This window comes from Pseudomonas sp. GV047 (assembly GCF_003058245.1).
Taxonomy (GTDB): domain Bacteria; phylum Pseudomonadota; class Gammaproteobacteria; order Pseudomonadales; family Pseudomonadaceae; genus Aquipseudomonas; species Aquipseudomonas marginalis.
Genome location: NZ_QCWA01000004.1, coordinates 189819 through 215718, shown reverse-complemented (window position 1 = coordinate 215718; position 25900 = coordinate 189819). Strand labels below are relative to the sequence as shown.

The 25900-nt window shown below is 61.2% G+C and carries 24 protein-coding genes and 1 riboswitch; of the genes, 9 read left to right on the top strand and 15 right to left on the bottom strand.

Translation table 11 applies throughout. The annotated features are described in order from the left end of the window. Positions 1-32: 32 nt before the first annotated feature. A riboswitch (cobalamin riboswitch) is annotated at positions 33-290 on the bottom strand. 99 nt (positions 291-389) lie between these two features. Next, positions 390-1703 carry a sorbosone dehydrogenase family protein gene (locus C8K58_RS12070; protein WP_108573762.1) on the top strand — a complete coding sequence of 438 codons (1314 nt, stop codon included), beginning with the start codon at positions 390-392 and terminating at the stop codon, positions 1701-1703. A 122-nt stretch (positions 1704-1825) separates the two neighbouring features. Here C8K58_RS12070 and C8K58_RS12065 read toward each other — a convergent pair whose 3' ends face one another. The 5 genes from C8K58_RS12065 to C8K58_RS12045 form a co-directional block, all read right to left on the bottom strand. Continuing rightward, entirely contained in the window at positions 1826-2362 is a 537-nt protein-coding gene (locus tag C8K58_RS12065; protein WP_027603800.1) for a C40 family peptidase, read from the bottom strand. 144 nt (positions 2363-2506) lie between these two features. After that, on the bottom strand, positions 2507-3136 hold the full coding sequence (locus tag C8K58_RS12060) for a C40 family peptidase (RefSeq protein ID WP_027603799.1): 630 nt from the start codon (positions 3134-3136) through the stop codon (positions 2507-2509). A 209-nt stretch (positions 3137-3345) separates the two neighbouring features. Continuing rightward, on the bottom strand, positions 3346-4050 hold the full coding sequence (gene hda, locus C8K58_RS12055) for a DnaA regulatory inactivator Hda (protein WP_027603798.1): 705 nt from the start codon (positions 4048-4050) through the stop codon (positions 3346-3348). Positions 4051-4253: 203 nt separating this feature from the next. After that, positions 4254-5327 (bottom strand): AI-2E family transporter, encoded by a 1074-nt coding sequence (locus tag C8K58_RS12050; protein ID WP_027603797.1) that lies wholly within the window; start codon positions 5325-5327, stop codon positions 4254-4256. Between the two features lie 42 nt (positions 5328-5369). Further along, the gene (locus C8K58_RS12045; RefSeq protein ID WP_092355257.1) at positions 5370-6410 is read right to left on the bottom strand and encodes a DUF2066 domain-containing protein; all 1041 of its coding nucleotides are present in this window, start codon (positions 6408-6410) and stop codon (positions 5370-5372) included. Between the two features lie 357 nt (positions 6411-6767). On the opposite strand from C8K58_RS12045, the gene purM reads away from it, so the two are divergent. The 4 genes from purM (at position 6768) to C8K58_RS12025 (ending at position 9593) form a co-directional block, all read left to right on the top strand. After that, complete coding sequence (purM, locus tag C8K58_RS12040; RefSeq protein ID WP_014719398.1) at positions 6768-7826, top strand: phosphoribosylformylglycinamidine cyclo-ligase; 1059 nt, start codon at positions 6768-6770, stop codon at positions 7824-7826. Then, positions 7826-8476 (top strand): phosphoribosylglycinamide formyltransferase, encoded by a 651-nt coding sequence (gene purN / locus C8K58_RS12035; protein WP_027603795.1) that lies wholly within the window; start codon positions 7826-7828, stop codon positions 8474-8476. The genes purM and purN overlap by 1 nt, the downstream gene beginning before the upstream one ends. Positions 8477-8484: 8 nt before the next feature. Next, a complete protein-coding gene (locus C8K58_RS12030; RefSeq protein WP_027603794.1) occupies positions 8485-9198 on the top strand; it encodes a DUF3108 domain-containing protein in 714 nt (237 codons plus the stop codon). Positions 9199-9404: 206 nt separating this feature from the next. Next, positions 9405-9593 (top strand): hypothetical protein, encoded by a 189-nt coding sequence (locus C8K58_RS12025; protein ID WP_027603793.1) that lies wholly within the window; start codon positions 9405-9407, stop codon positions 9591-9593. Positions 9594-9747: 154 nt separating this feature from the next. On the opposite strand, the gene C8K58_RS12020 is transcribed toward C8K58_RS12025, so the two are convergent. The 7 genes from C8K58_RS12020 to C8K58_RS11990 form a co-directional block, all read right to left on the bottom strand. Then, the gene (locus C8K58_RS12020; protein ID WP_010208656.1) at positions 9748-10293 is read right to left on the bottom strand and encodes a DUF2058 domain-containing protein; all 546 of its coding nucleotides are present in this window, start codon (positions 10291-10293) and stop codon (positions 9748-9750) included. Positions 10294-10318: 25 nt separating this feature from the next. Beyond that, on the bottom strand, positions 10319-11152 hold the full coding sequence (mazG, locus tag C8K58_RS12015; RefSeq protein ID WP_108573761.1) for a nucleoside triphosphate pyrophosphohydrolase: 834 nt from the start codon (positions 11150-11152) through the stop codon (positions 10319-10321). A gap of 66 nt (positions 11153-11218) precedes the next feature. Beyond that, positions 11219-13462, bottom strand: coding sequence for a GTP diphosphokinase (relA, locus tag C8K58_RS12010; RefSeq protein ID WP_027603791.1), 2244 nt, complete (start codon positions 13460-13462; stop codon positions 11219-11221). A 123-nt stretch (positions 13463-13585) separates the two neighbouring features. Continuing rightward, positions 13586-14938, bottom strand: a complete 1353-nt coding sequence (rlmD, locus tag C8K58_RS12005; protein ID WP_092355260.1) for a 23S rRNA (uracil(1939)-C(5))-methyltransferase RlmD — start codon at positions 14936-14938, stop codon at positions 13586-13588. Next, entirely contained in the window at positions 14938-15840 is a 903-nt protein-coding gene (gene cysM, locus C8K58_RS12000) for a cysteine synthase CysM (protein WP_015885254.1), read from the bottom strand. The genes rlmD and cysM overlap by 1 nt, the downstream gene beginning before the upstream one ends. A gap of 230 nt (positions 15841-16070) precedes the next feature. Then, positions 16071-16676, bottom strand: a complete 606-nt coding sequence (locus C8K58_RS11995) for a tRNA-uridine aminocarboxypropyltransferase (protein ID WP_092355263.1) — start codon at positions 16674-16676, stop codon at positions 16071-16073. Positions 16677-16681: 5 nt separating this feature from the next. Next, a complete protein-coding gene (locus C8K58_RS11990; RefSeq protein WP_065924693.1) occupies positions 16682-17575 on the bottom strand; it encodes a LysR family transcriptional regulator in 894 nt (297 codons plus the stop codon). A 149-nt stretch (positions 17576-17724) separates the two neighbouring features. On the opposite strand from C8K58_RS11990, the gene speB reads away from it, so the two are divergent. From speB to C8K58_RS11970, 4 genes are read left to right on the top strand one after another with little or no spacing between them, the layout of a single operon-like run. Beyond that, entirely contained in the window at positions 17725-18675 is a 951-nt protein-coding gene (gene speB / locus C8K58_RS11985; RefSeq protein WP_092355266.1) for an agmatinase, read from the top strand. Continuing rightward, entirely contained in the window at positions 18675-19097 is a 423-nt protein-coding gene (locus tag C8K58_RS11980) for a nuclear transport factor 2 family protein (protein ID WP_027603786.1), read from the top strand. Before speB ends, C8K58_RS11980 begins: the two co-directional genes overlap by 1 nt. Positions 19098-19118: 21 nt before the next feature. Further along, entirely contained in the window at positions 19119-20633 is a 1515-nt protein-coding gene (locus C8K58_RS11975; RefSeq protein ID WP_027603785.1) for a cytosine permease, read from the top strand. 24 nt (positions 20634-20657) lie between these two features. Then, positions 20658-22040, top strand: coding sequence for a sodium:solute symporter (locus tag C8K58_RS11970; protein WP_027603784.1), 1383 nt, complete (start codon positions 20658-20660; stop codon positions 22038-22040). A gap of 65 nt (positions 22041-22105) precedes the next feature. On the opposite strand, the gene C8K58_RS11965 is transcribed toward C8K58_RS11970, so the two are convergent. From C8K58_RS11965 to C8K58_RS11960, 3 genes are all read right to left on the bottom strand, one after another. Continuing rightward, positions 22106-24205, bottom strand: coding sequence for an NAD(P)-dependent oxidoreductase (locus C8K58_RS11965; protein WP_027603783.1), 2100 nt, complete (start codon positions 24203-24205; stop codon positions 22106-22108). 483 nt (positions 24206-24688) lie between these two features. Further along, positions 24689-24811 (bottom strand): PA1414 family protein, encoded by a 123-nt coding sequence (locus C8K58_RS32690; RefSeq protein ID WP_003193089.1) that lies wholly within the window; start codon positions 24809-24811, stop codon positions 24689-24691. A gap of 143 nt (positions 24812-24954) precedes the next feature. Further along, the gene (locus C8K58_RS11960) at positions 24955-25848 is read right to left on the bottom strand and encodes a LysR family transcriptional regulator (protein ID WP_065924698.1); all 894 of its coding nucleotides are present in this window, start codon (positions 25846-25848) and stop codon (positions 24955-24957) included. Positions 25849-25900 lie beyond the last annotated feature (52 nt).

Here is a 25900-nt window from a genome sequence, read left to right as displayed (position 1 = left end):
AAAAAACAGACAGCCAAGCATCGCCCACCGTGATGCTGTTGGATGATCCAGGCCGGTCTCCGGGCTCATGAGTGGTGCGCTGGCTCATCGACAGAGCGAACACGCCGACGGCGCGCCTTCCCATATCGCGGGCGATACAGTGGCAAAAGGCACCGTCTTGACTCATTTACCGTTGCGGGGGCAGCGCCGGAATCGCGGCAGCACTGTGTACAAGTGCGCTCGCTCACCGGCTTCCCTGTTTCACTCGGTCGACCCATGGGTCACAGAGCACCTGGAACAAGCCGCGAAGGTTAGTGGGTTGGGGGTGGAGCGTCAATTAAAGCTGGCCTTGCACTTGAACCATCGCACCAGCGCCCTCCTCTACCCTTACAGGTATCAAGGAGAACACCATGCATAAAACCAGACTCGCCCTGCTCATCATGCTGGCCGGCACCCTCGCCGCCTGCGGTGAAAGCTCCACCCTGCAGGTGTCCGACGGCACCGGGCCGTCGCCGCAGCTACCGGAGCCGAACAAAACCCTGATTCCCACGGTGAACATTGCCCCGGCTATCGGCTGGCCGGAGGGCGTGAAGCCAACGGCAGCGGCCGGCACCCAAGTGGCGGCGTTCGCCGAAGGCCTGGATCACCCGCGCTGGCTGTATGTATTGCCCAATGGCGATGTGCTGGTGGCAGAAACCAATGCGCCGCCCAAGCCGGATGATTCCAAGGGCATTCGCGGCTGGGTCATGGAGAAGGTCATGGGCCGCGCCGGTGCCGGTGTACCGAGCCCCAATCGCATTACCCTGCTGCGCGACGCCGATCACGATGGTGTTGCCGAGACCCGTACGGTGTTCCTGGAAAACCTCAACTCGCCCTTCGGTATGACACTGGTCGGCAATGACCTGTACGTCGCCGATTCGGACAAGCTGCTGCGCTTCCCCTATCAAGCGGGCGAAACCGCGATCAAGGCAGTTGGCACCAAGGTGGTCGACCTGCCGGGCGGCCCCCTGAATCATCACTGGACCAAGAACGTGATCGCCAGCAAGGACGGCAGCAAGCTGTACGTGAGCGTCGGCTCCAACAGCAACGTCGGTGAGAACGGTCTTGAGGCGGAACAGGGCCGGGCGGCTATCTGGGAAGTGGATCGCGCCAGCGGCCAGCAGCGCATTTTCGCTTCCGGCCTGCGCAACCCTAACGGCATGGCCTGGGAACCCCAGAGCGGCAAGCTATGGACGGCGGTAAACGAGCGCGACGAGATCGGCAGCGACCTGGTGCCGGACTACATCACCTCGGTCAAGGATGGCGGGTTCTATGGCTGGCCCTTCAGCTATTACGGCCAGCATGTGGATGTGCGCGTCACGCCGCAGAACCTGGACCTGGTGGCCAAGGCAATCGTGCCGGACTATGCGGTAGGGCCGCACACCGCGTCTTTGGGCCTGACGTTCGCCGAGGGCAGCAAACTCCCGGTGCCGCTCAGCAACGGCGCGTTCATCGGCCAGCATGGCTCGTGGAACCGCAAGCCCCACAGTGGCTACAAGGTGATCTTCGTGCCGTTCGAGGCAGGCCAGCCTAAAGGGCAGCCGGTGGATGTGCTGACCGGGTTTCTCGATAAAGATGAGAACGCCATGGGCCGGCCGGTAGGCGTGGTGATCGATCAGCAGGGGGATTTGCTGGTGGCGGATGATGTGGGGAATAAGGTGTGGCGGGTGTCGGCCGCTAAATAAACGCCCCCAGAAGCATCACAAAACCAATGTGGGAGGGGGCTTGCTCCCGATAGCAGTGGGTCAGGCACAGATACTGTGACTGATACTTCGCTATCGGGGGCAAGCCCCCTCCCACATTTGGTTCAGGGATTACGTGCCAGGTTTGCTGGCAACACACGCTTGGCGCTCAGATAAGCATTCTGCCAATACGCCTTGGACAAGGTGTCCAGCTTGACCGTACCGCCGGTCTGCGGCGCGTGCACAAAGCGGCCTTCGCCCACATAGATGCCGGCGTGGCTGACCTGGGAACCGCCACCGGTGGCAAAGAACAGCAGGTCGCCGGTCTGCAGGTTCTGCTCGCTGACGTCCTGGGCGCGCATCACGATCAGCTCGCGGGTGGTGCGCGGCAGGGAGATGCCGGCGGCATCGCGGAAGACGAAGCCGATCAGGCCACTGCAATCGAAACCCGAGTCCGGCGTGTTGCCGCCCCAACGGTAAGGCGTGCCGACCAGGCCCAGTGCACGAAAGAGTACGTCTTCGGCCGCAGGCGAGAAATTCTGGGTGGAATAGTTGAATACCGGCTTGGGCTTGACCGCAACGGGAGCGGGTGGCGGCCGGCTGGCGCAGGCGCTGATAAGCGCGGCGCAGAGGATAAGGAGCAGGCGGGCTGAGGTCGACATGTGCAGAACAATCCTGGTCTGGATGCGGCTATCGCTGCCGAACGCTGAAAACCAGAACGCGCAAGCAAAGCTCGCGCGAACGGATTACAACAATGTCCAGAGATTCTAGCGCTTACACGTCAAACTTCAAGTATCACTTTAAGTTTACTTACTGGCGGTAACCGTAGTCGGGGCCATGGCGAGTGCGCGCTTGGCTTCGATGAAGGTTTTGCTCCAGTAGCTGTCACCCAGGCTGTCGACTCGAACACCGCCACTGCGACGGCTGCTGGAGTGGATAAACTGGTTATCGCCCAGGTAGATACCGGCATGGCTTACGCGACCACGGCCTGCAGTACTGAAGAAAAGCAGATCACCGGGCTTGAGGTTGTTGCGCGCGACCAACGGTGCTTTCACGTTGATCATTTCGCGAGTGGAGCGTGGCAGGTTCATGCCAGCTTCTTCACGAAACAGGTAGCCGATGAAACCGCTGCAGTCGAAACCGGCTTCAGAGGTACCGCCGAAACGGTAACGGGTACCGATCAGGGACATGCCGCGCTCGAGGATGCTGTCGGCCAGGACTGGAAGCTGGTAAGGCTTGTTGCCGGAGAAATCGGCCAGTTCCTTTTCGGTTGCCACCTCTTCTTCATAGACAGAAGCAGACTGTGCAGCAACGAATTTTGCCTGGGACTGTTGTTGAGGTTTTTGCTGCTCAACCACCTGTTGAGGGTGGGAGGCGCAACCAAACAACAGGGTAACGAGTGCGAGGGGCACGAGGGGTGCGAAGCGATTTAGCATGGGCACGACCGTGGCTGGTATGTAAAGAAGTCGAGACTATGCCTTCTATCACATCGATTTGCAAATTCAATCGTGATCTATGTGACTTCGCGATTGGACTATGACATCTAAGCCGTAATTCCATTTATCGGTTCACATGCGTAGCCAACGTGGCTTAAACGCAGGATTTCTGGCGCCTGGAAATTGCCGAATCCCGTAGATTCAAGCAGTTACCAGCCCAACGTTTCCTTGAGAAAAGGGATCGTCAATTTTCGTTGAGCCTGCAGGGAGGCCTGATCGAGCTGCTCGAGCAAATCGAACAACGCGCTCATGCTGCGGGTGCCACGGGTGAGGATAAAGTGCCCGACTTCATCGGTGAGGTGCAGGCCGCGACGGGATGCGCGCAATTGCAGGGCCCGCAGTTTGTCTTCGTCGGAGAGTGGGCGCATCTGGAAGATCAGCGCCAGGGTCAGGCGCGACTTGAGGTCGGCCAGCTTCACCGGTAACTCCCGTGGCGAGGTGGAAGCGGCAATCAACAAGCGCCGGCCGCTGTCACGCAGGCGGTTGAACAGATGGAACAGCGCCTCTTCCCAATCCGCCTTGCCGGCCACTGCCTGCAGATCGTCCAGGCACACCAGTTCGTATTGCTCAAGGTTGTCGAAGATCCCGATGCCGCGATCCATCAACTCGGCCAGGGGCAGGTAAACCGCCGGCTCGCCCATCTGCTCGAAACGCAGGCAAGCGGCCTGCAACAGGTGGGTACGCCCTACGCCGTGTTTACCCCACAGATAGATCAGGCTTTCGGTCCACCCGGCGTCGGCTTCGCAGAGCCGCTCGACATAGCCGAGTGCAGCGGCATTGGCGCCTGGGTAGTAATTGATAAAGGTAGCGTCATCACGCAGACGCACACCTAAGGGCAGCTGAATCGGTTTCATGCTGACTGAACGGCTCCCATCGAACCGTTAGTGGCCTCTGTGTAAAGTTTGCAAAGTTTATACCCGTGACGCCGGGCGCACAATGCAGCAGACCACAAGCAAAATCAAAGGTTTGCGTTAACTTGCCGGTTTTGAGCGGATTGTTTGACGCCATACCCCCATAAACAACAAACCCGGCCGAAGCCGGGTTTATGACGCAGCGGTTACAGGTCGGGGTCTTCGACCCCCGTATAGGCGTCGGAATCCTTGTACAGATCGTGCATATGACGCACCAGCACCATGATCACCGCCGCCACCGGCAGTGCCAGCAGAATGCCGGTAAAGCCGAACAGCTCGCCGCCCGCCAGGATCGCAAAGATCACCGCCACCGGGTGCAGGCCAATCCGGTCCCCCACCAGCAACGGCGTGAGCACCATGCCTTCCAGGGCCTGGCCAACCATGAACACCGCGACAATCCCCAGCATCGGGTACAGGTCGCCGCCAAACTGGAACAGGCCAGCCACCAACGCCGCGCCGATCCCGATCACAAAGCCCATATACGGCACGATAGCGGCAAGGCCGGCGATCAGGCCGATCAACAGGCCCAGCTCCAGGCCGATGGCCATCAAGCCCGCCGCGTAGATGATCCCCAGTGCCAGCATCACCAGCAGCTGCCCGCGCACAAAGGCACCAAGCACCTCATGGCACTCGCCGGCCAGGGCCACGATGCGCTCTTCACGGTTGCGGGGCAGCAGGCTACGGATCTTGGCCATCATGATGTCCCAATCACGCAGCAGGTAGAACGCCACCACCGGAATCAGCACCAGGTTGGTCAGCCAGCCGATCAGCGCCAGGCTGGAGGCGGTCGCCTGGCTGAGGATCACCCCCACAATATCGGTGGTCTGGCCCATGTGCTCGCTGATCGCCGCCTTGACCTTGTCGAACTTCCAGAAGCCATCCGACAGGCCCAACTTGGCCTGGGCCCACGGCATCGCCGTGTGCTGCAGCCAGTCGAGCATCTGCGGCGCCAGCTCATAGAGACGAAACAGTTGCTTGGCCAGCATCGGTACCAGCACCAGCACCAGCGCGGTGATGATCAACGTGAACAGTGCAAACACCGCAACCACGCCCAAGGTCCGCGACAGACCGGCTTTTTCCAGGCGATCCACCACGGGATCGAACAGATAGGCGAGCAGCAACGCAACCAGGAACGGCGTCAGGATCGAATGCAGCAGGAACACAAAAACGCACAGCAGGACGATCCCGCCAAGCCACACCCAACGACGCGTATCCGCCATAAACCACTCCATTATTTGCTTCTATCTATATAGGAAGAACTTTTACCAACGAAAATGCAGTTGCGCCTGGGGCGCAGGTGCCGCTGGCGGTTGTGTGCCATCGACCGCAGGCTGCTGCGCCGGGGCCTCACCGACAGGCACTTCCTGCAACCTGGCCAGGCTCAACTGGGTACGCAACTGATCGGCGCTGCCGTTGACCCGATACACAATACGATTGCCATCCACCCATTGCGGCTGGCCGCCAAACGGCTCAAGCAGGTGCCCCAGGGCCGCGTACCGCTCCAGGTTCATGCCCTGCACTTCCAGCAGTTGCTCGGTACTCACACCGGGCTTGACCGCAAAGCGCGGCGCCAGTTTTTGGCTGACCGCCAGCATGACTGCATCGGCCAGCGCGCCCGTGTCGGCGCCTTGCGCGGTGCCCTGCTCGCTCTTGTCACCCAGCCACAGGCGCCATTTGGCCTGCCATTGATTGCCTTCCTGGCGTGCATGCACGGCCAGCAAGGCGTCGGCACCGTAGCGCTCGGACGCGGCGCGCAATGGCGTGGCATCGGCGCTTTCAAGATTCGGCGCGGTGGCGACCACCTGTTCATCCAGGTCCCCCAGGGGCAGGCGCAATGGCAAGCCACGGTGCTGTGCCGCACGGCGCAGCGCCTGGGCAGCGGCCTGGCCATCGCCGACCAGGCTGCTGCCTTCGGTGGAGTCGTTCAGCCACCAGCCGAGGATCGAGGGCCGATTGCTGCCCCAGATCGACAGGCCGGCGTCACGCAAGGCGCGATCGGTGCTGACCGGGTCGAAGTCCACTTGCAGGCTCTCGGGCGGGCCGGCGTCGTAACCGTATTGAGTGATGATTTGCTGCGGATCCTTGCGAATCGCCGCCAGGCCCGGGCCTTGTGCGGCCTTGGCATCGCCGGTGAGGCGGATCACCAGGGTCTCCACCGCGCGCTGGGTCGCCTGGTCGCGCTCTTGCGGCGATTGGCTGCTGACGGGTTCGAGTACCTGGTACAGGCCATTGAGGGTTTCGGCATGACTCGCCAGGCTGATCAACGACAAGCAGCCTACAAAAAAGACATTACACAGACGCATGGAAGATTCCCGAACGACAAATTTAGCGGCTGGAACAGACCGCGTGAAATCGGTGTAGCCAGGCTGTGACCACAGCGACAACTAAAACATTCACGGGGTCCCGGTAAGTTTTCGCCATGTCATTAACGACAGCGGTTTAAAGGCTATACCTTAATACGTGCCTGAACAGACCCGATCAGCATTTTTTTAACCGGCTTTTTTAAATCTATCTGCCCTGCCCGTCGGCCCGAGGATGGCCGCTGCCCCTCAAGCCTGATAAAATCGCGCGCCTTCGCAGACCGTCAACGGCTGGGCCTTTTACCAAAAGCGCCTGCCCGCTCGGTCGTTACCCCTGAATCCCCCCTAAAGGCCTGGATCATGAGCAAGCAACCCTCCCTGAGCTACAAGGACGCCGGTGTAGACATCGACGCCGGTGAAGCATTGGTCGAACGCATCAAGAGCGTTGCCAAGCGCACTGCGCGCCCCGAAGTCATGGGCGGCCTGGGCGGTTTTGGCGCCCTCTGCGAGATCCCGGCCGGCTACAAGCAGCCCGTATTGGTTTCCGGTACCGACGGTGTGGGCACCAAGCTGCGCCTGGCACTGAACCTGAACAAGCACGACAGCATCGGCATCGACCTGGTGGCCATGTGCGTCAACGACCTGGTGGTATGCGGTGCCGAGCCGTTGTTCTTCCTCGACTACTATGCCACCGGCAAGCTGAACGTCGAGACCGCCACCCAGGTGGTGACCGGCATCGGCGCCGGCTGCGAACTGTCGGGTTGCTCCCTGGTCGGCGGCGAAACCGCTGAAATGCCAGGCATGTACGAAGGCGAAGACTACGACCTGGCCGGCTTCTGCGTCGGCGTGGTGGAAAAAGCCGAGATCATCGACGGCTCCAAAGTGGCTGCCGGCGACGCCCTGCTCGCCCTGCCATCCTCCGGCCCGCACTCCAACGGCTACTCCCTGATCCGCAAGATCATCGAAGTGTCCGGTGCCGACATCGAGAACATCCAGCTCGACGGCAAGCCGCTGACCGACCTGCTGATGGCCCCGACCCGCATCTACGTCAAGCCACTGCTCAAGCTGATCAAGGACACCGGCGCGGTCAAGGCCATGGCCCACATCACCGGCGGCGGCCTGCTGGACAACATCCCGCGCGTACTGCCAAAAGGCGCCCAGGCGATCGTCGACGTGGCCAGCTGGCAGCGTCCTGCGGTATTCGACTGGCTGCAGGAAAAAGGCAACGTCAATGAAACCGAAATGCACCGCGTGCTGAACTGCGGCGTGGGCATGGTGATCTGCGTCGCGCAGGAACACGTTGAAACCGCGCTGAACGTATTGCGTGAAGCCGGCGAGCAGCCTTGGGTCATCGGCCAGATCGCCACCGCTGCCGAAGGCGCGGCTCAGGTTGAACTGAAGAACCTCAAGGCTCACTGATGCCTCGGACCTGTGATGTCGTGGTGCTGCTTTCCGGCACCGGCAGTAACTTGCAGGCCCTGATCGACAGCACGCGCACCGGCGACAGCCCGGTGCGCATCGCTGCGGTGATCTCCAACCGCAGCGACGCCTACGGCCTGCAACGCGCCAGGGACGCGGGTATCGAAACCCGCTCGCTGGATCACAAGGCTTTCGAAGGCCGCGAGGCCTTCGACAGCGCCCTGGTCGAACTGATCGACGCCTTCAACCCCCAACTCGTGGTGCTGGCCGGTTTCATGCGCATTCTCAGCGCAGGTTTCGTGCGGCACTACGAAGGGCGCCTGCTGAATATCCACCCTTCCCTGCTGCCCAAATACAAAGGCATGCACACGCACCAGCGCGCCCTCGATGCCGGTGACAACGAGCATGGCTGCAGCGTGCACTTCGTCACCGAGGAACTCGATGGCGGGCCTCTGGTCGTACAGGCAGTGGTTCCGGTAGAGTCTGACGACTCGGCGCAGACCCTTGCGCAACGGGTGCATACCCAGGAACACAGGATTTACCCGCTGGCTGTGCGCTGGTTTGCCGAGGGGCGGTTGATTCTTGGTGACCAGGGTGCATTATTGGACGGTCAGTTACTTGCGGCCAGCGGCCACTTGATTCGAACCTAGGAGATTTTATGCGTCGCGCCTTGCTCTTCGCTTTTGCGCTGTTCGCCTTGCCTGCCGTGCAAGCGGCAGATCTACACCCGTTCTCCGCCAGCTACACCGCCGACTGGAAACAGTTGCCCATGAGTGGTTCGGCAGAACGCAGCCTGACCAAGAACGGTGACGGCACCTGGACCTTGAACTTCAAGGCTTCCATGATGATCGCCAGCCTGACCGAAACCAGCGTGATCCTGTTCGACAAGGACACCCTGCAACCGAAGAGCTATGCCTTCGAACGCGGCGGCCTGGGCAAGACCAAGAAGATCAACCTGGACTTCGACCCGTCGACCAAGAAAGTCACGGGCTTTGAAAACAAAGACCCGGTCAATGTGCCCCTGCAAAGCGGCATGCTCGACAAGTCGACCTACCAGTTGGCCTTGCAGCGCGACGTGGCAGCCGGCAAGAAAAGCATGAGCTACAACGTGGTTGAAGGCACCGACGTCGACACCTACGACTTCCGCGTGATCGGCCCGGAAAAGGTCCAGACCAAGGTCGGCAGCATTGACGCGATCAAGGTCGAGCGCGTACGCGACCCGACTCAAAGCAAGCGCATCACCCAGATGTGGTTCGCCAAGGACCTGGGTGGCATCCTGGTAGCCCTGCGTCAGGTGGAAACCGACGGCAAGGAATACAACATCATGTTGCAAGACGGTACCGTTGACGGCAAAGCCATCAAGGGCAGCTGATTGGATTGATGAGCAGAGAAGAGCCTCGCTGAATGCGGGGCTTTTTTTCGTCTGGGGGTTTTGGGTTCAAGTGTCTGCCGTCATCGGGAGCCCAACATGAAACTTCTGTCATAAACCTCTAAAGCGGTTTACTTAGCAAGCTAACAAACCGTATAAAAAGACCTGCGACGACTTGCCGCATACCCACCAGAAATTGGAGCAAGCAGATGACTGTAAAAGTAACTGAACGCGACGACGAACATATGTCCCACGAAGCGCTGGGCCATGGGATTCACATCTGGGATGTCCACCAACAGGACCTGCTGGTCGGCATGTTTCATAACGAGAGCGACGCTCATAATTATAAAAACGAGCTCGAAGCCCTTGAGATGAAACGCCAGACGCAAAGCGCCTGAAACTTCGAAATCCTGTAGGCCCCCCCCAGCCCCACGCAGCTGGGGGGGCCTATAAAACACAAACCCCGCCTTCTGAGCGGGGTTTGTGTGTTCTGGGGCTGCTTCGCAGCCCAACGCAGGGCACGCCTGCTCACCACAATTCGTTGCTACAGCCTTACCACATCAAATCATCCGGGATCTGGTAAGCGGCGTACGGATCATCCTCATCCGGCACCTGGCTTTCGGTGAGGATATTGAGCTGCACGATACGCTCCGGGGCGCGCTCCTGGATCTTCAGCGCGGCTTCACGGGGGATCACCTCGTAGCCGCCACCGTGATGCACGATGGCCAGGGAGCCGTTGCTCAGCTTGTTGCGCATCAACGTGTTGACCGACAGGCGCTTGACCTTCTTGTCATCCACGAAGTTGTAGTAGTCCTCGGTCGTGAGCTTAGGCAGGCGCGAGGTCTCGATCAGTTGCTTGACCTGGGCCGTACGGGCCTTGGCCTCGGCTTTTTCCTGCTGCTGGCGGTTCAGCTCCTGGTCACGCTTGACCTTCTCGGCCTGCGCTTCGGCGGCCAGGCGCGCCTGGGTGTCATCGGCCTCGATCTGGCCCTTGTGGACCAGGCGCTGCTGTTTCTGTTTCTCTTTGCCGACCTGCTTGGCCTGCTTTTGGTTGACCAGACCTGCTTTGAGCAACTGGTCGCGAAGGGAAAGGCTCATGGTGCTTACTCACTTAGGCAACTGCTCAACCGCAGCTGGACACGTTCTTTTCCTGACGTTTGGCTTCGCCCCACAGGGCGTCCAACTCTTCGAGGGTGCAATCTTCTATGGGTTGGTGGGTATCGCGCAATGCCTGTTCGATAAATCGGAAGCGTCGCTCGAACTTGGCATTGGCGCCACGCAGCGCGGTTTCCGGGTCGACCTTGAGGTGACGGGCCAGGTTGACCGCCGCGAACAGCAGGTCACCGACTTCATCGGCGATGGCCTCCGGGTCGTTGTCGGCCATGGCTTCGAGCACTTCGTCCAGCTCTTCGCGCACGTTATCCACCACCGGCAACGCCGATGGCCAGTCGAAGCCGACCTGGCTGGCGCGCTTCTGCAATTTGGCGGCCCGGGACAGGGACGGCAAGGCGCTGGGCACATCGTCCAGCAGGGACAGCTGCTCCGGCGCGTCGGATTTTTCCGCACGCTCCTCGGCCTTGATCTGCTCCCAACGCTCCTTGACCTGTTCTTCACTCAGTTGAGGAATATCCAGCGGCGCATACAGATCGCCGGTCGGGAACACATGGGGATGGCGGCGAATCAGCTTGCGGGTGATGCTGTCGATCACCCCGGCAAATTCGAAACGTCCCTCTTCCCGCGCCAGCTGGCTGTAATACACCACTTGGAACAACAGATCGCCCAACTCCCCCTGCAGATGATCAAAGTCGCCGCGCTCGATGGCGTCGGCCACTTCGTAGGCCTCTTCCAGGGTGTGCGGGACAATGGTCGCGTAGGTTTGCTTGATGTCCCACGGGCACCCGTATTGCGGGTCCCGCAGGCGACTCATCAGGTGCAGCAGGTCTTCAAGTGAATACATCTTTCTGTGTCCGATCAGTGTGGGAGCAAGCCCCCTCCCACATTTAGCCTGCATTCATTGCGCGAATCATGGGGTACGGTTGCGCCGCGTCTCAATGATGTTCGGCAGCTGGGAAATCCGCCCCAGCAACCGCCCCAGTGCGTCCAGCCCCGGAATCTCGATGGTCAGGGACATCAACGCGGTGTTGTCCTCTTTATTCGAGCGGGTGTTGACCGCCAGCACGTTGATGCGCTCATTGAGCAGCACTTGCGAGACGTCGCGCAGCAGGCCGGAACGGTCGTAGGCACGGATGATGATGTCCACCGGGTAGGTGAGCACCGGCACCGGGCCCCAGCTGACCTGGATAATCCGCTCCGGCTCGCGCCCGCCCAGTTGCAGCACCGAGGCGCAGTCCTGGCGGTGAATGCTGACGCCACGGCCCTGGGTGATGTAGCCGACGATGGCATCCCCCGGCAACGGCTGGCAGCAACCGGCGATTTGCGTCAGCAGGTTGCCGACGCCCTGGATCTGGATATCGCCGCGCTTGCCGGGCTTGTAGCCGGTGGCCTTGCGTGGGATCAGCTCCAGTTGTTCGTTGCCGCGCTCCGGCTCGACCAGTTGCTGGGCCAGGTTGACCAGCTGCGCCAGGCGCAGGTCGCCGGCACCGAGGGCGGCGAACATGTCTTCGGCGATCTTCATGTTGGCCTTTTCGGCCAGCTTGTCGAAGTCCACCTGCGGCAGGCCCAGGCGGCCCAGCTCGCGTTCGAGCAGGGTCTTGCCGGCGGCGACGTTCTGGTCGCGGGCCTGCAGCTTGAACCAATGGACGATCTTCGCCCGCGCCCGCGATGTGGTGATGTAGCCCAGGTTCGGGTTCAGCCAGTCGCGGCTCGGCGTGCCGTGCTTGCTGGTGATGATCTCGACCTGTTCGCCGGTTTGCAGGCTGTAGTTGAGCGGCACGATGCGCCCGTTGATCTTGGCGCCTCGGCAGTTATGGCCGATCTCGGTGTGCACGCGGTAGGCGAAGTCCAGCGGCGTCGCGCCCTTGGGCAAGTCGATGGCATGGCCGTCGGGGGTAAAGATGTAGACCCGGTCCGGCTCGATATCCACGCGCAACTGTTCGGCCAGGCCGCCGATGTCGCCGAGTTCTTCGTGCCATTCCAGCACTTGGCGCAGCCAGGAGATTTTCTCCTCGTACTGGTTGGACCCGGCCTTGACGTCGGTGCCCTTGTAGCGCCAGTGCGCGCACACGCCCAGCTCTGCCTCTTCGTGCATGGCGTGGGTGCGGATCTGCACTTCCAGCACCTTGCCCTCGGGGCCGATCACCGCAGTATGCAGCGAGCGATAGCCATTTTCCTTGGGGTTGGCGATGTAGTCGTCGAACTCCTTGGGAATGTGCCGCCACAGCGTATGGACGATCCCCAGCGCGGTGTAGCAGTCGCGCATTTCCGGCACCAGCACGCGCACGGCGCGCACGTCGTAGATCTGGCTGAAGGCCAGGCCCTTGCGCTGCATTTTGCGCCAGATCGAGTAGATGTGTTTGGCGCGGCCGCTGATGTCGGCATCGACCCCGGTGGCCTGCAGCTCGGCGCGCAACTGGCCCATCACGTCGCTGATAAAGCGCTCGCGGTCGAGCCGCCGCTCGTGCAGCAGCGTGGCGATCTGTTTGTATTGATCAGGTTCGAGGTAGCGGAAGGACAAGTCCTCCAGCTCCCACTTGATATGGCCGATACCCAGGCGGTGGGCCAGCGGTGCGTAGATGTCGAAGACTTCGCGGGCGACGCGGTTGCGCTTTTCATCGTCGGCGGTCTTCACCGCACGGATCGCGCAGGTGCGTTCGGCCAGCTTGATCAGGGCGACACGTACGTCGTCGACCATCGCCACCAGCATCTTGCGCAGGTTTTCCACCTGGCCCTGGGTGCCCAGCACCATGGACTGGCGCGGGCTGAGGCTGGCGCTGATGGCGGCCATGCGCAGCACGCCGTCGATCAGCTTGGCCACCACCGCGCCAAAACGCTGGCTGACGGTCGGCAACTGGATGTGCCCTTCGCGCACGCCGCGATAGAGCACGGCGGCGATCAGCGAGTCCTGGTCCAGCTTGAGATCGGCAAGGATCTCGGCGATTTCCAACCCGGTGCGAAAGCTGGAAGTGCCTTCGGCCCACAGGTTCTTGGCTGCATTGTCTTGTTGCTCAGACTCACGAGCGAACTCGCAGGCTGCTTTCAAGGCTTCACGGTCCAGTGCCGGGTCGACACTGATGGCATGATCCAGCCATGCCTCGAGATTGATACTGCCGTCGGTGTTGATCGGCTGGTGTGCTCTCACCTGTACCATCTTGCTTACCTTCCCTATGACGCACCTTGGATGCGCCAAAATCATCGCCGACCTTTTTACTGCGAGCTCCGTGGCAGATCATAGGCCTTGGAGAACGCAGGCCAGTCGGATTAAACGGGCATCCTAGCCCGCTTCAAATAACGCCATGGCCTCGACATGCGCTGTCTGCGGAAACATGTCGAGGATCCCGGCACGTTTTAGCCGGTAGCCTTGCTTGACCAGCTCAACCGTGTCCCGCGCCAGCGTCGCCGGGTTACAGGACACATACACCAGGCGCTTGGCCCCCAGGGTGGCGAGCTTACGCACAACCTCTTGGGCACCATCGCGGGGTGGGTCCAAGAGTACCGCAGAAAAGCCCTGTTTGGCCCATTCCGCGTCAGTCAACGGCTGGGACAAATCGGCCTGAAAAAACTGCGCATTATGCAAATTGTGGCTGATGGCGTTCTGCGCAGCCCGGTCCACCATGGTCTGCACACCTTCCACCGCCACCACGTCGCGCACCTGTTTCGCCAGCGGCAAGGCAAAGTTGCCCAGGCCGCAGAACAGGTCCAGCACCCGCTCATCAGGCTGTGGCGCCAGCCAGTCCAGGGCCTGGGCCACCATCGCCTCGTTGACCCCGGCGTTGACCTGGACAAAATCCCCCGGTCGGTACGCCAACTCCAAGTCCCATGGGCCCAATCGGAAACCTAGTGACTGATCAGGCTCAATCGGTTCCGGCTGGCCTTCCCCATGCAGCCACAGCTGGGCGTCATGGAAGCTGCAGAATTCTTTCAGGATCAGCAGGTCCGCCTCCGACAACGGCGCCATATGCCGCAGCAACACGGCGACGGACGAGCCGCTGAACAACTCCACATGCCCCAGGGCCTGAGGTTTGCTCAGGCGGCGCAGCATGTTCGGCAGGCGCTGCATGATCGGTTGCAAGGCCTGTACCAGCACCGGGCAATCATCGATGGCGACGATGTCCTGGCTGGCCACGGCGCGGAAACCCACCTCAAGCTTCTTCGCCTTGGCATCCCAACGCACCGCCACCCGGGCGCGGCGCCGGTAAGCGAATTCCGGCCCACTCAATGGTGCGGCCCACTCCTGCGGTTCGACACCGGCCACGCGGGACAGTTGCTCGGCGAGCATGCGCTGTTTCAGGGCAAGTTGTTCGGCATGGGGCAAGTGCTGCACGCTGCAACCGCCACAGCGACCGAAGTGCGCGCACGGTGCCGGGCGACGCAGCTCGCTGGCCGTGAACACGCGCTCGGTGCGGGCCTCGACCACCTTGCCGTGGGTGCCCAACACCCGCGCTTCAACCTCTTCGCCGGCCAGCGCACCGTTGACAAACCAGGTGCGACCTTCAAAGAACACGATGCCGCGGCCGTCGTTGGCCAGGCGCTCGATGGCCAGGCGTTGCTTCTTGCCCACGGGAATCTGTGGGGCCCGGCTGCCGCCCGTCGGTTGGAAGCGCAGGCCTCTCTCGTGCTTGGCCATCAGTTGGGTTCGTCGAAAATGCCGGTCGACAAGTAACGGTCGCCTCGGTCACAGATGATCGCGACGATCACCGCGTTTTCCACTTCCTTGGACAAGCGCAACATACCCGCCACGGCGCCGCCGGACGACACGCCGCAGAAGATGCCTTCTTCACGGGCCAGGCGGCGGGTGGTGTCTTCGGCTTCACGCTGGGCCATGTCGATGATGCGGTCCACGCGGGTCGCGTTGTAGATCTTCGGCAAGTACTCTTCGGGCCAGCGACGAATGCCTGGGATCGCCGCGCCTTCCATCGGTTGCAGGCCGACGATCTGGATCGCCGGGTTCTGCTCCTTGAGGTAGCGCGAGTTGCCCATGATGGTGCCGGTGGTGCCCATGGAACTGACGAAATGGGTGATGGTGCCCTGGGTCTGGCGCCAGATTTCCGGACCGGTGGTGGTGTAGTGCGCTTCGGGGTTGTCCCCATTGGCGAACTGGTCCAGCACCTGGCCACGGCCTTCGGCGGCCATGCGCTCGGCGAGGTCGCGGGCGCCTTCCATGCCTTCTTCCTGGGTGACCAGCACCAACTCGGCGCCATAGGCGGTCATCGCCGCCTTGCGCTCGGCGCTGCCGTTGTCGGGCATGATCAGCACCATCTTGTAGCCCTTGATCGCGGCGGCCATGGCCAGGGCGATCCCGGTATTACCCGAGGTGGCTTCGATCAGGGTGTCGCCGGGCTTGATCTGCCCGCGCAGTTCGGCGCGGGTGATCATCGACAGCGCCGGGCGGTCTTTCACCGAGCCGGCCGGGTTGTTGCCTTCGAGCTTGAGCAACAGGGTATTGCTGGTTTCACCCGCCATGCGTTGCAAGCGGACCAGGGGCGTGTTGCCGACGCAATCGGCGATTGTAGGGTACTGCAAGGTCATGGCGTATTCGCAATCCAGACTGCGGGGGCGAACATCATACCGGGAAAGGTCGGCGGGCCATATCACGCAAAGTGCGGTGCTTATGGCTTAAAGGAATAAGCGAGGCGGTGGTGGCTGAGCGGGCGCCATCGGGAGCAAGCCCCCTCCCACACTGGACCGCATTCTCATGCTGGAACTCGATCGAATGTGGGAGGGGGCTTGCTCCCGATGGCCGCGCCTCGATATCCCGCCTAGCGCAAATGCCCATCGCCATGATTTCTCCGAAAGACCTCCTCCCCCATCGCCGCAATCTGCCCTTCGATCAATGCATCAAACGGCTTGAGCAACGGCTCGAACGACACTGGCGCCTCCAGCACCTGCAACGCCTGCACAATCGCCTCCACCGTCGACAACGCCCCCGGTCCGGGCGCCTTGCGCAGTCGATAGCGAGACACGGCGCCCTCGACCAGCGTGACCCGTGGCAACGCCGCCAACACAGGATTGAGGTGCAGCAGTTTGCGCGCCTTGCGCCAGGTGCCGTCGGGCACTACCAGCAACAGCGGCTGATCGCCGGGTGCATAGGCTTGCAGCGGCTGTGCATCGTCAGCCGGAAACAACAGCCGCGCCTGATAGCCGGGCGGGTTCAACAGGGTCGGCAAGTCATCAAAGACCTCGCCCACCACCAACTGCGCATTGTTCAATCCCAACGCCGCCAGCCGCGCGGTATTGAGCGCATGGTTGACCTCACTCGGGTGCTGCAAAACAAGCACACGTGTGCGGCTGTCGAGGCTGGGAATCAGCGCGCACAGGCAATGGGCGGCGGGCCTGAGGCAGCGGGAACAGTGGGGTCGGGACATGGTTTTCAGGCCTGGTTGAGCTGCGCTTTGAGTAGATCGCGGAAGGTCTGGATCAGCGGTTCGCGGCTGCGGCCCCGGCGCATGATCATCGAGAACGGCGCCTGGTAGCCGAAGGTCGCCGGCAGCAATACGCGCAGGTCGCCCTTGTCGGCCCAGGCCTGGGCGTAGTGCTCGGGCAGGTAGCCGATGTAGGCACCGGAGAGCACCAGGATCAACTGCGCCTCCATACTTTCCACCGTCGCGGCGCTGTGCTTGAAGCCGTGGCGCGCCAGTTCGGCCTGGCTCCAGTAGCCGCGCCCGACCATGCGCTGCTGGGTGATCACCTGCTCGGGGATGCGTCGTTCGCTGAACAACGGATGGCGGGTGCTGCAATACAACCAGTGTTGCTCGCGGTACAGCGGCATGTAGATCAGCCCGCTCATGCGGTTGGAGAAGGCACCGATGGCCAGGTCCAGGCGGTTGTCCTGCACGCCGAGTTGCAGTTCGTAGGGGCTCATCACCGATAGATTCAGGTGCACCGCCGGGTGCTCCAGGCTGTAGGCGCCGATAACCTCGGCGAACGGCAAGGCCTTGTCGCTCACCGTGGAGTCGAGCACGCCGAGCTTGAGCGTCCCGCGCAGCTCGCCCTTGAGCGCGGCGGCGTATTGCTCGAAGCCTTCCAGTTCGCCGAGCAGGCGCAAGGTTTCCTGGTGGAACAGCTCGCCTTTGCTGGTCAGGCTGAACCCACCCCGGCCGCGATGACACAGCACCAGGCCCAACGCACTTTCCAACTGGCTCATGTAGGTGCTGATGGCCGAGGTGGACAGGTTGAGTTCGTGCTGGGCATTGGCGAACCCCTGGTGGCGCACGACGCTGACGAAGATGCGCAGGAGTTTCAGGTCGGGCAAGGCGCTGGCCATGGTCGGCTCCGGGTGTAGATGTGGGCAGTCTACCTGCCCGCATTAGTTTAGAAAAACCTGAACTAAGTATTTGCCCCTGCCGATTCTTCCCTTCCTGCGCTTTTCGCAGAATCGGCCCCTGATAAACACAACAACGATGAGGCAATCCCGTGGACAAGATTTTCCACCAACCACTGGGCGGCAACGAAATGCCGCGCTTCGCCGGCATCGCCACCATGATGCGCCTTCCCCACCTGCAATCGGCCAAGGGCCTGGATGCGGCCTTTATCGGCGTGCCCCTGGACATCGGCACCTCGCTGCGCGCCGGTACCCGCTTCGGGCCACGTGAAATCCGCGCCGAGTCGGTAATGATCCGCCCCTACAACATGGCCACCGGTGCCGCGCCGTTCGACTCGCTGTCGGTGGGGGACATTGGCGACGTGGCGATCAACACCTTCAACCTGCTGGACGCCGTGCGCATCATCGAAGAGGCCTACGATGAGATTCTCGAGCACAACGTGATCCCGATGACGTTGGGCGGCGACCACACCATCACCCTGCCGATCCTGCGGGCGATCCACAAGAAACACGGCAAGGTCGGGCTGGTGCACATCGATGCCCACGCCGACGTCAACGACCATATGTTCGGCGAGAAAATCGCCCACGGCACCACCTTCCGCCGCGCCGTGGAAGAAGGCCTGCTCGATTGCGACCGCGTCGTGCAGATCGGCCTGCGCGCCCAGGGCTATACCGCCGAAGACTTCAACTGGAGCCGCAAACAGGGCTTTCGCGTAGTACAGGCCGAAGAATGCTGGCACCACTCCCTCGCGCCACTGATGGCCGAGGTGCGGGAAAAAGTCGGCGGCGGTCCGGTGTACCTGAGCTTCGACATCGACGGCATCGACCCGGCCTGGGCGCCCGGCACCGGCACCCCGGAAATCGGCGGCCTGACCACCATCCAGGCAATCGAAATCATCCGTGGCTGCCAGGGCCTCGACCTGGTCGGTTGCGATCTGGTAGAAGTTTCGCCGCCCTACGACACCACCGGCAACACCTCGCTGCTGGGCGCCAACCTGCTGTACGAGATGCTCTGCGTACTGCCTGGCGTGGCGCACCGTTGATGAGCGTGCCGCAGGTATTGAAAGCCGCCGCCGACCTGGTGTCGGCCTTTGCACGCAACGACCGCGCCGCCTACTTCGGCGCGTTCACGGCCGATGCCAGCTTTGTGTTCTACACCCTCCCCCAGCCGCTGCTCAGTCGCGATGCCTACCAGGCGTTGTGGGACAGCTGGCGCCGGGATGAAGGATTTGAGGTGCTGTCCTGCACCTCAAGTAACGCCGTGGTCAGCCTGCAGGGTGACGTGGCGATATTTATCCATGACGTGGCCACCGAGCTGCGCATGAACGGGGAGCAATTCTTTAGCCAGGAACGCGAGACCATTGTCTTCAAACGCCAAGGATCTCGCACAGAACAACAAGAAGGCCCGTGGCTGGCCTGTCACGAACATTTGTCCGCTATGCCGGAAGGGCTGCCGCCCCCTTAGCCAATGTGATCGGAGCTGATCATGAATAATAAAAACAACGATAAAAGTATTCGCACAATAGAAACCAACGGGGTCGAACAGATCCCGGACAACGAACGTACCGCCACCCCCAAGGATCTGTTCCGCCTGATCTTCGGCGGCGCCAATACCTTTGCCACCGCCGTGCTCGGTTCCTTTCCCGTGTTGTTCGGCCTGTCGTTCCAGGCCGGCGTCTGGGCGATTGTGCTGGGCGTGCTGGTGGGTGCGTTGATCCTGGCGCCGATGGGTCTGTTCGGGCCGATCAATGGCACCAACAACGCGGTGTCTTCCGGTGCGCACTTCGGCGTGCACGGGCGGATTGTCGGCTCGTTTCTGTCATTACTGACGGCAATTGCCTTCTTCTCACTGTCGGTGTGGAGTTCAGGCGATGCGCTGGTCGGCGGTGCGAAACGGCTGATCGGCCTGCCGGAAACCGACCTGACCCTGGGCCTGGCCTACGGCGTATTCGCCATGCTTGTCCTGACGGTGTGCATCTACGGCTTTCGCTTCATGCTGTGGGTCAACCGCATTGCGGTCTGGGCGGCAAGCCTGCTGTTTCTGTTGGGCATCTTCGCGTTCGCGCCGACCTTCGACAGCCACTTCGCCGGCAGCGTAGCCCTGGGCCAGACCGGCTTCTGGGCGGCCTTTATCGGCGCGGCGCTGGTGGCCATGAGCAACCCGATTTCCTTCGGGGCGTTCCTGGGTGACTGGTCACGCTATATCCCACGTGAGACGCCGAAAATGCGCATCATGCTGGCGGTAGTCCTGGCACAGATCGCCACCTTGATCCCGTTCCTGTTCGGCCTGGCCACCGCCACCATCGTGGCGGTCAAGGCGCCGGACTACATCGCGGCCAACAACTACGTCGGCGGTCTGCTGGCGGTGGCACCGACCTGGTTCTTCCTGCCGGTGTGCCTGATCGCGGTAATTGGCGGCATGTCCACCGGCACCACTTCGCTGTATGGCACCGGGCTGGACATGTCCAGCGTGTTCCCGCGCCTGCTGTCGCGGGTCAAGGCCACGCTGCTGATCGGGGTGATGTCGATTGCCTTCATCTTTATCGGACGTTTCGCCGCCAACCTGGTGCAGAGCGTATCGACCTTCGCCGTGCTGATCATCACCTGCACCACGCCATGGATGGTGATGATGATCATCGGCCTGATCGTGCGTCGCGGCTTCTACTGTCCGGATGACCTGCAGGTGTTTACCCGGGGTGAAACCGGCGGCCGCTACTGGTTCAGCCATGGCTGGAACTGGCGCGGGCTGGGGGCCTGGATTCCGAGTGCGCTGGTGGGCCTGTGCTTCGTCAACTTGCCGGGGCAGTTTGTCGGGCCGCTGGGCAACCTGGCCGATGGCATCGATATCAGCCTGCCGGTGACGCTGGGGTTGGCGTCGGTGGTGTACCTGACGTTGTTGCGTGTGTTTCCGGAGCCGGCTTCGGTGTATGGCCCCAAGGGTCCGCTTCGCAGCCCTGCGGGAGCAAGCTCCGCTCCCACAACAAGTTCGCCTGTTACCTAAAACAATAATCGGAGACCCGCCGTCATGGCTTTGGATTTATTCGTCGTACTCATCTACGCCGCCGGCATGCTCGTGCTCGGCTATTACGGCATGCGCCGCGCCAGGACCCACGAAGACTACCTGGTAGCCGGTCGCAACCTGGGCCCGTCGCTGTACATGGGCACCATGGCCGCCACTGTACTGGGCGGTGCATCCACCGTCGGTACCGTGCGCCTGGGTTATGTGCATGGCATCTCCGGCTTCTGGCTGTGTGCGGCGTTGGGCATGGGGATCATCGCGCTGAACCTGTTCCTGGCCAAGCCGCTGCTCAAGCTGAAAATCTTCACCGTCACCCAGGTACTGGAAAAACGCTACAACCCCATGGCCCGCCAGGCGAGTGCGGTGATCATGCTGGCCTACGCGCTGATGATCGGCGTGACCTCGATCCTGGCCATCGGCACGGTGCTGCAAGTGCTGTTCGGCCTGCCGTTCTGGATTTCGGTGTTGCTGGGCGGTGGTGTGGTGGTGGTCTACTCGACCATCGGCGGCATGTGGTCCCTGACCCTCACCGACATCGTGCAGTTCGTGATCAAGACCGTCGGCCTGATGTTTATCCTGCTGCCGATCTGCCTGTACCGCGTCGGCGGTTGGGACGAACTCGTGGCCAAGCTGCCGGCATCGAGCTTCAGCTTCACCGCGATCGGCTGGGACACGATCATCACCTACTTCATGATCTACTTCTTCGGCATCCTGATCGGCCAGGACATCTGGCAGCGGGTGTTCACCGCCCGTGACGAAAAGGTCGCCAAGTACGCAGGCACTTTCGCGGGTTTCTACTGCATCCTTTACGGCCTCGCCTGTGCGCTGATCGGCATGGCGGCCCATGTGCTGATTCCGGACCTGGACAACGTCAACAACGCGTTCGCGGCCATCGTCAAAGTCTCGCTGCCGGACGGCATCCGCGGCCTGGTGATCGCGGCGGCACTGGCGGCGATGATGTCGACGGCCAGCGCCGGCTTGCTCGCCGCCTCCACCGTATTGACCGAAGACCTGCTGCCACGCCTGCGCCGCGGCAGACAATCGAGCCTGGCAATCAACCGCCTGTTCACGATGCTGACCGGTATCGTCGTGCTGGGCATCGCACTGGTGGTCAATGACGTAATCAGCGCCCTGACCCTGGCCTACAACCTGCTGGTGGGTGGCATGCTGATCCCGCTGATCGGCGCGATCTTCTGGAAGCGCGCGACCACGTCGGGGGCAATCACCTCCATGAGCCTGGGTTTTGTAACGGCGCTGGTGTTCATGTTCAAGGATGGCCTGGATGCGAACACGCCGATCTACTACAGCCTGGCAGTGGCGCTGGTGAGTTTTGTGCTGGTGAGTGTGTTGTCACGCCGGCCAGAGGCGGGGGTGGTTCGGGCGGTGTAAGCAATAACGAGGGTTGGAGCGGTTTCTTCAGCGGGTGCGACGTCGGATGTCGCACCCGTTTTTTATCATGAGTACATTGTGGAAACTGCGGGCGCCTTTGCCTGGATGATTTCCTCGACCAAGGAGGCCCACACCAATCCCTGGGTGGTGCCCCCGGCATACGTCCCGCCGGCGGCAATGCGGTTGTAGGCGGAGCAATAAACTATCGACAGTCCATCCGGAGTGCCAGGCCTGGCACATTCGATAATTTGCAAGTCGCCACTTTCGATCGCCCGGCGGTAAGACTTTGGAAAGTGACGAGAAACGGCTGCTTGACATGCCGTCAGTATCTGCTCCTTGTACGCAGGCGTGGAATCGGGAGGAACCTGCCCACCGGAGACAAGAATATAGTCCCCGTCCAGGCGGCAATTCATGACACCAATGGGCAGATCGTACTGCAGTTTGAGTCCGCGCATTCCGACAGCTTCACTACCAACAGCACGCATCTTAAAAAACCAGCCAATGATCGCGATGACTTCTTCTTCCTCTACCCCCATGGCAGTGACGACGACGTGTTCTCTGCTCAACTCAGCAATTTGGACAGGACTTAGATGCTGGGGTAGGAACTGAACCCCCGAGCGCGCCAAAAGCGCCACTATCTCATCCCTTAGCTGGACAAATTCCACATCGTAACCCGATACTTCAATAGCCCGAGCGATCCCTGGGACCCCATAACTTTTCTGGAATTGAAGGCGACTGATCTCTACAAGTTCACGTCCTGGCTTGCCACTCGGCCAAGGCCTTTTTTCAATATCGCGTTGCTCGTGGATCGCGGCTTCTACGCCACTAGCGTCGTCCATAAACGCTCGTACAATCCGCGACCGTGCAAACCGTGCTAACGATGGATTGTCGGCCAGAAACTTTTCAAACAGCTCAATGCCTGCACGATTGCACTCCACGGCCAGGTACTGGTTTCCAGGCATCAGATAAGCGTTGTCCAGCGGCTTTGCAGTCGTCTCCGTGGCTGAAAGGTGGCGCATGTTCACCTGCTTATGACTGGCGCCATCGCTCTGCTGATGTCCTCCGTAGACCGAGACCTGATAATTGGCCAGGCGGAACATCACGGCTTGGAGCAGGCCGTTGATGCCTCGACCGATGATCGATACGCGCGGCGCGCGGGCATCTGCCTGTTGCGCGGGGATCATCAATGAGTGGGCAAGTTTGCGCCGGACCAGGCAGCGCAAGGCGGTCAGGCTCAGTTGAATCGAGACGGCGTAGTCAAGGTCGCCGTGGCAGGCTTCAGTCATTGCCGCCTGGGTTGTCAGGGTCGCCGGCTTGCGCCACTTGGAGACACTGCAGCCGAGTGCCTGCGCGCGCACCCGAAATGCATCCAGTGTCCCAGGCCCGTAGTCCAATACAAGCTGGATAGCTTCAGCCGTTGCCAGGGCCCGTAAAGCGTCATCGCTGAAGACATCGGGCTTGGCGACGCAGACCAGGCGAGCCTGCCTGTGCAGGCACTGAATAAGGGCCCGATCAATGCGATGGGTGGACTCATCATTCAGGGATAAACAGATAGCGACGGCACGGGCCCCCTCCAGCACCTCGTGCCAGTCCACGCCAAAGGACACTCGGCTGTCGGAACAGGCTTTGCCGAGAGTGTCCGGCCTCTGACCATGTCGATCCAATACCTTGATCCGAACCTCCGGATCTCGATCAAGCAACAACTTGACCAGCTCCCTGCCCACGTTGCCGTATCCCAGCACACAGATGTCGCGCGGCAGGGAGCCATCAGCCAGTGTCAGCCAGCGCGCCATATAGGCGGCGACATGGGGCGCGTTGACCCCCGGCGTATTGACTACGCGGATGTCGTTGGAACCGCAAAGGTCCAGTCGCACCTTATCCAGGCTCGTACCTCTGCGGATCAAATGGAGGTCGCCAAACGGGTGGGATATGCGCCATTGGGCGATAACGTCTGCATCGATCGCCTGGTCCCCGACAATGATCGCCGATGGACTCAGGAGACCGATCTGAATGAGCAGATCGTGTTTGGTCAATGTCGGGGGGAAGAACACTACGTTGCTGGGTGCGTGAGCCTTCCAGGCTCTCGACACCGGTGCGAGATGCAGGATATTTCCGGTTATGGCGATGAGTGACGCGGCGACTGGCGGAATGGAAGAGAGCCTCATAGCTGTTTCTCCAACACTTCTGACGGACTGATGCCTCGCAGAGAGCCCTTCAATAAAGGGGGGGCGTTATTGGAAGGCCATTGAGAAACTCAACCTACGCTCATGGTTTGAATTGAATAAGCCAGCCACTTCTGATGAACAAGTAGCCTGATTCCGACACGTGAAGGTCAGAGGCCTGACTGACCTGCATGGATTCGGACTACTCGCCCAAGCTATCGAGGGACGACAGGGGTTCCTGAAAGCAGACGCTCGCATCCGAACGATTGTTCAGATCACTGGGGCGAGTGAGTGTTATGGCGTGAGGGTGCTATCGCGCAGGCCCGGGGCAAGGGTGACTGGGACGGCGAGAGGTATGACTGACGCTGAAAACGCTGTATGGACGCTGAGACGTAGGATGTCACGCCCGCTGGTTTTGCCTGGCGCAAAATAAACGGTGGGAGCGGGCTTACTCGCCCCCACCTTCAATCCTGCTTCAGCCAGAGATTATCTGCGGCGCGGACGACGCTGCTCGTCATCGGTACGAATCGGCACCGGTTGCAGGGGGGGCTCGATCAAGCCCAATGCAACGCCAAGGTCGTGGAGCCAGTTCTGGATTTTCTCTTTCATGGTTTGCCCCCTTTGAGGGAAATGCTGGTCGGCGCAAGTTCTGTCGCCTTTTCCTACATTGATAGTAGCCCTAAGTCCTACGTATTGCTTGAATGAAACCACAACGAACTGTTACTGAATTGATGCAAATCCTGACGGATCGCTCAAGCAATCGCACGTGCGTCTTGCAGGACCTCGGCCCTGCCCTCTTGCTGCAGGTCGATCCATGCGTTGAGGTTAGCGCCGAGCATACCCTTTCGCCACATCAGCCAGGTCGTCGCAGTGGCAAATTGCCCTGTCAGCGGATGAACGGACACGCTGTCCTTGCCCGGCAGGCTGTCGAGCATGGATTCGGACATCAGCGCCACACCTGAACCGGCGATGACACAGGCGAGCATGCCTTGATAAGACTCGATCTCAATCGCCCGCCCCATGGCGACGTGCTCGTGGGAAAACCAGGTTTCCAGGCGCGTGCGGTAGGCGCAACTGCGGCGAAAAGTGAACACCGAACGACCGGCAACATCCTGCGGCCCGCGCACCGGTGGGTGGTCGGCTTCGCATATCAGCACCAGGCGTTCTTCGCACAGGGCCACACCGTCCAGGGAGGCAATCGTGATGGGCCCGTCCACAAATGCGGCGTCCAGGCGACCGGTGATCAACCCTTCGAGCAGTTCACCGCTGGGCGCCGACAGCACCTGGAGGTTCACCATCGGATACGCCTTGTGATAGCACGCCAGCAGCTTCGGCAAATGCACTGCCGCCGTGCTGTACATGCTGCCCAGCACAAAATTGCCAGCCGGTTGCCCACCTTGCACGGCGCCATGGGCTTCATCATGCAGCGCCAGCAGACGAGTGCTGTAGTCCAGCAACACCTTGCCCGCCGGAGAAAGCTGCAAGCGCTGGCGTTCGCGCACGAACAATTCCACGCCAAGCTGTTCTTCCATCTGCTTGAGCCGGGTCGACAAGTTCGACGGCACTCGATGCAGGCGCTCGGCAGCACGGGTAATGGAGCCCTCTTCCGCCACCGCCTGGAAGATGCGCAATTGACTGAACTCCATGACTTTCTCCAAAACTGAACAAGTTGCTCACTATTATTCATTTTTACAGAAA

Bases quoted from the DNA above. Each gene is read 5' to 3' on its own strand.
- C8K58_RS12025 (WP_027603793.1), top strand. From the start codon at position 9,405: ATGACTGTAAAAGTAACTGAACGCGACGACGAACATATGTCCCACGAA.
- cysM (WP_015885254.1), bottom strand. From the start codon at position 15,840: ATGACCTTGCAGTACCCTACAATCGCCGATTGCGTCGGCAACACGCCC.
- C8K58_RS32690 (WP_003193089.1), bottom strand. From the start codon at position 24,811: ATGAAAGAGAAAATCCAGAACTGGCTCCACGACCTTGGCGTTGCATTG.
- rlmD (WP_092355260.1), bottom strand. From the start codon at position 14,938: ATGGCCAAGCACGAGAGAGGCCTGCGCTTCCAACCGACGGGCGGCAGC.
- C8K58_RS12045 (WP_092355257.1), bottom strand. From the start codon at position 6,410: ATGCGTCTGTGTAATGTCTTTTTTGTAGGCTGCTTGTCGTTGATCAGC.
- C8K58_RS12020 (WP_010208656.1), bottom strand. From the start codon at position 10,293: ATGAGCCTTTCCCTTCGCGACCAGTTGCTCAAAGCAGGTCTGGTCAAC.
- C8K58_RS11990 (WP_065924693.1), bottom strand. From the start codon at position 17,575: ATGGCCAGCGCCTTGCCCGACCTGAAACTCCTGCGCATCTTCGTCAGC.
- purM (WP_014719398.1), top strand. From the start codon at position 6,768: ATGAGCAAGCAACCCTCCCTGAGCTACAAGGACGCCGGTGTAGACATC.
- C8K58_RS12060 (WP_027603799.1), bottom strand. From the start codon at position 3,136: ATGCTAAATCGCTTCGCACCCCTCGTGCCCCTCGCACTCGTTACCCTG.
- mazG (WP_108573761.1), bottom strand. From the start codon at position 11,152: ATGTATTCACTTGAAGACCTGCTGCACCTGATGAGTCGCCTGCGGGAC.
- C8K58_RS11960 (WP_065924698.1), bottom strand. From the start codon at position 25,848: ATGGAGTTCAGTCAATTGCGCATCTTCCAGGCGGTGGCGGAAGAGGGC.
- C8K58_RS11980 (WP_027603786.1), top strand. From the start codon at position 18,675: ATGAGCGTGCCGCAGGTATTGAAAGCCGCCGCCGACCTGGTGTCGGCC.
- C8K58_RS11965 (WP_027603783.1), bottom strand. From the start codon at position 24,205: ATGAGGCTCTCTTCCATTCCGCCAGTCGCCGCGTCACTCATCGCCATA.
- C8K58_RS12030 (WP_027603794.1), top strand. From the start codon at position 8,485: ATGCGTCGCGCCTTGCTCTTCGCTTTTGCGCTGTTCGCCTTGCCTGCC.
- purN (WP_027603795.1), top strand. From the start codon at position 7,826: ATGCCTCGGACCTGTGATGTCGTGGTGCTGCTTTCCGGCACCGGCAGT.
- C8K58_RS12065 (WP_027603800.1), bottom strand. From the start codon at position 2,362: ATGTCGACCTCAGCCCGCCTGCTCCTTATCCTCTGCGCCGCGCTTATC.
- relA (WP_027603791.1), bottom strand. From the start codon at position 13,462: ATGGTACAGGTGAGAGCACACCAGCCGATCAACACCGACGGCAGTATC.
- hda (WP_027603798.1), bottom strand. From the start codon at position 4,050: ATGAAACCGATTCAGCTGCCCTTAGGTGTGCGTCTGCGTGATGACGCT.
- C8K58_RS11970 (WP_027603784.1), top strand. From the start codon at position 20,658: ATGGCTTTGGATTTATTCGTCGTACTCATCTACGCCGCCGGCATGCTC.
- C8K58_RS12070 (WP_108573762.1), top strand. From the start codon at position 390: ATGCATAAAACCAGACTCGCCCTGCTCATCATGCTGGCCGGCACCCTC.
- C8K58_RS12050 (WP_027603797.1), bottom strand. From the start codon at position 5,327: ATGGCGGATACGCGTCGTTGGGTGTGGCTTGGCGGGATCGTCCTGCTG.
- C8K58_RS11995 (WP_092355263.1), bottom strand. From the start codon at position 16,676: ATGTCCCGACCCCACTGTTCCCGCTGCCTCAGGCCCGCCGCCCATTGC.
- C8K58_RS11975 (WP_027603785.1), top strand. From the start codon at position 19,119: ATGAATAATAAAAACAACGATAAAAGTATTCGCACAATAGAAACCAAC.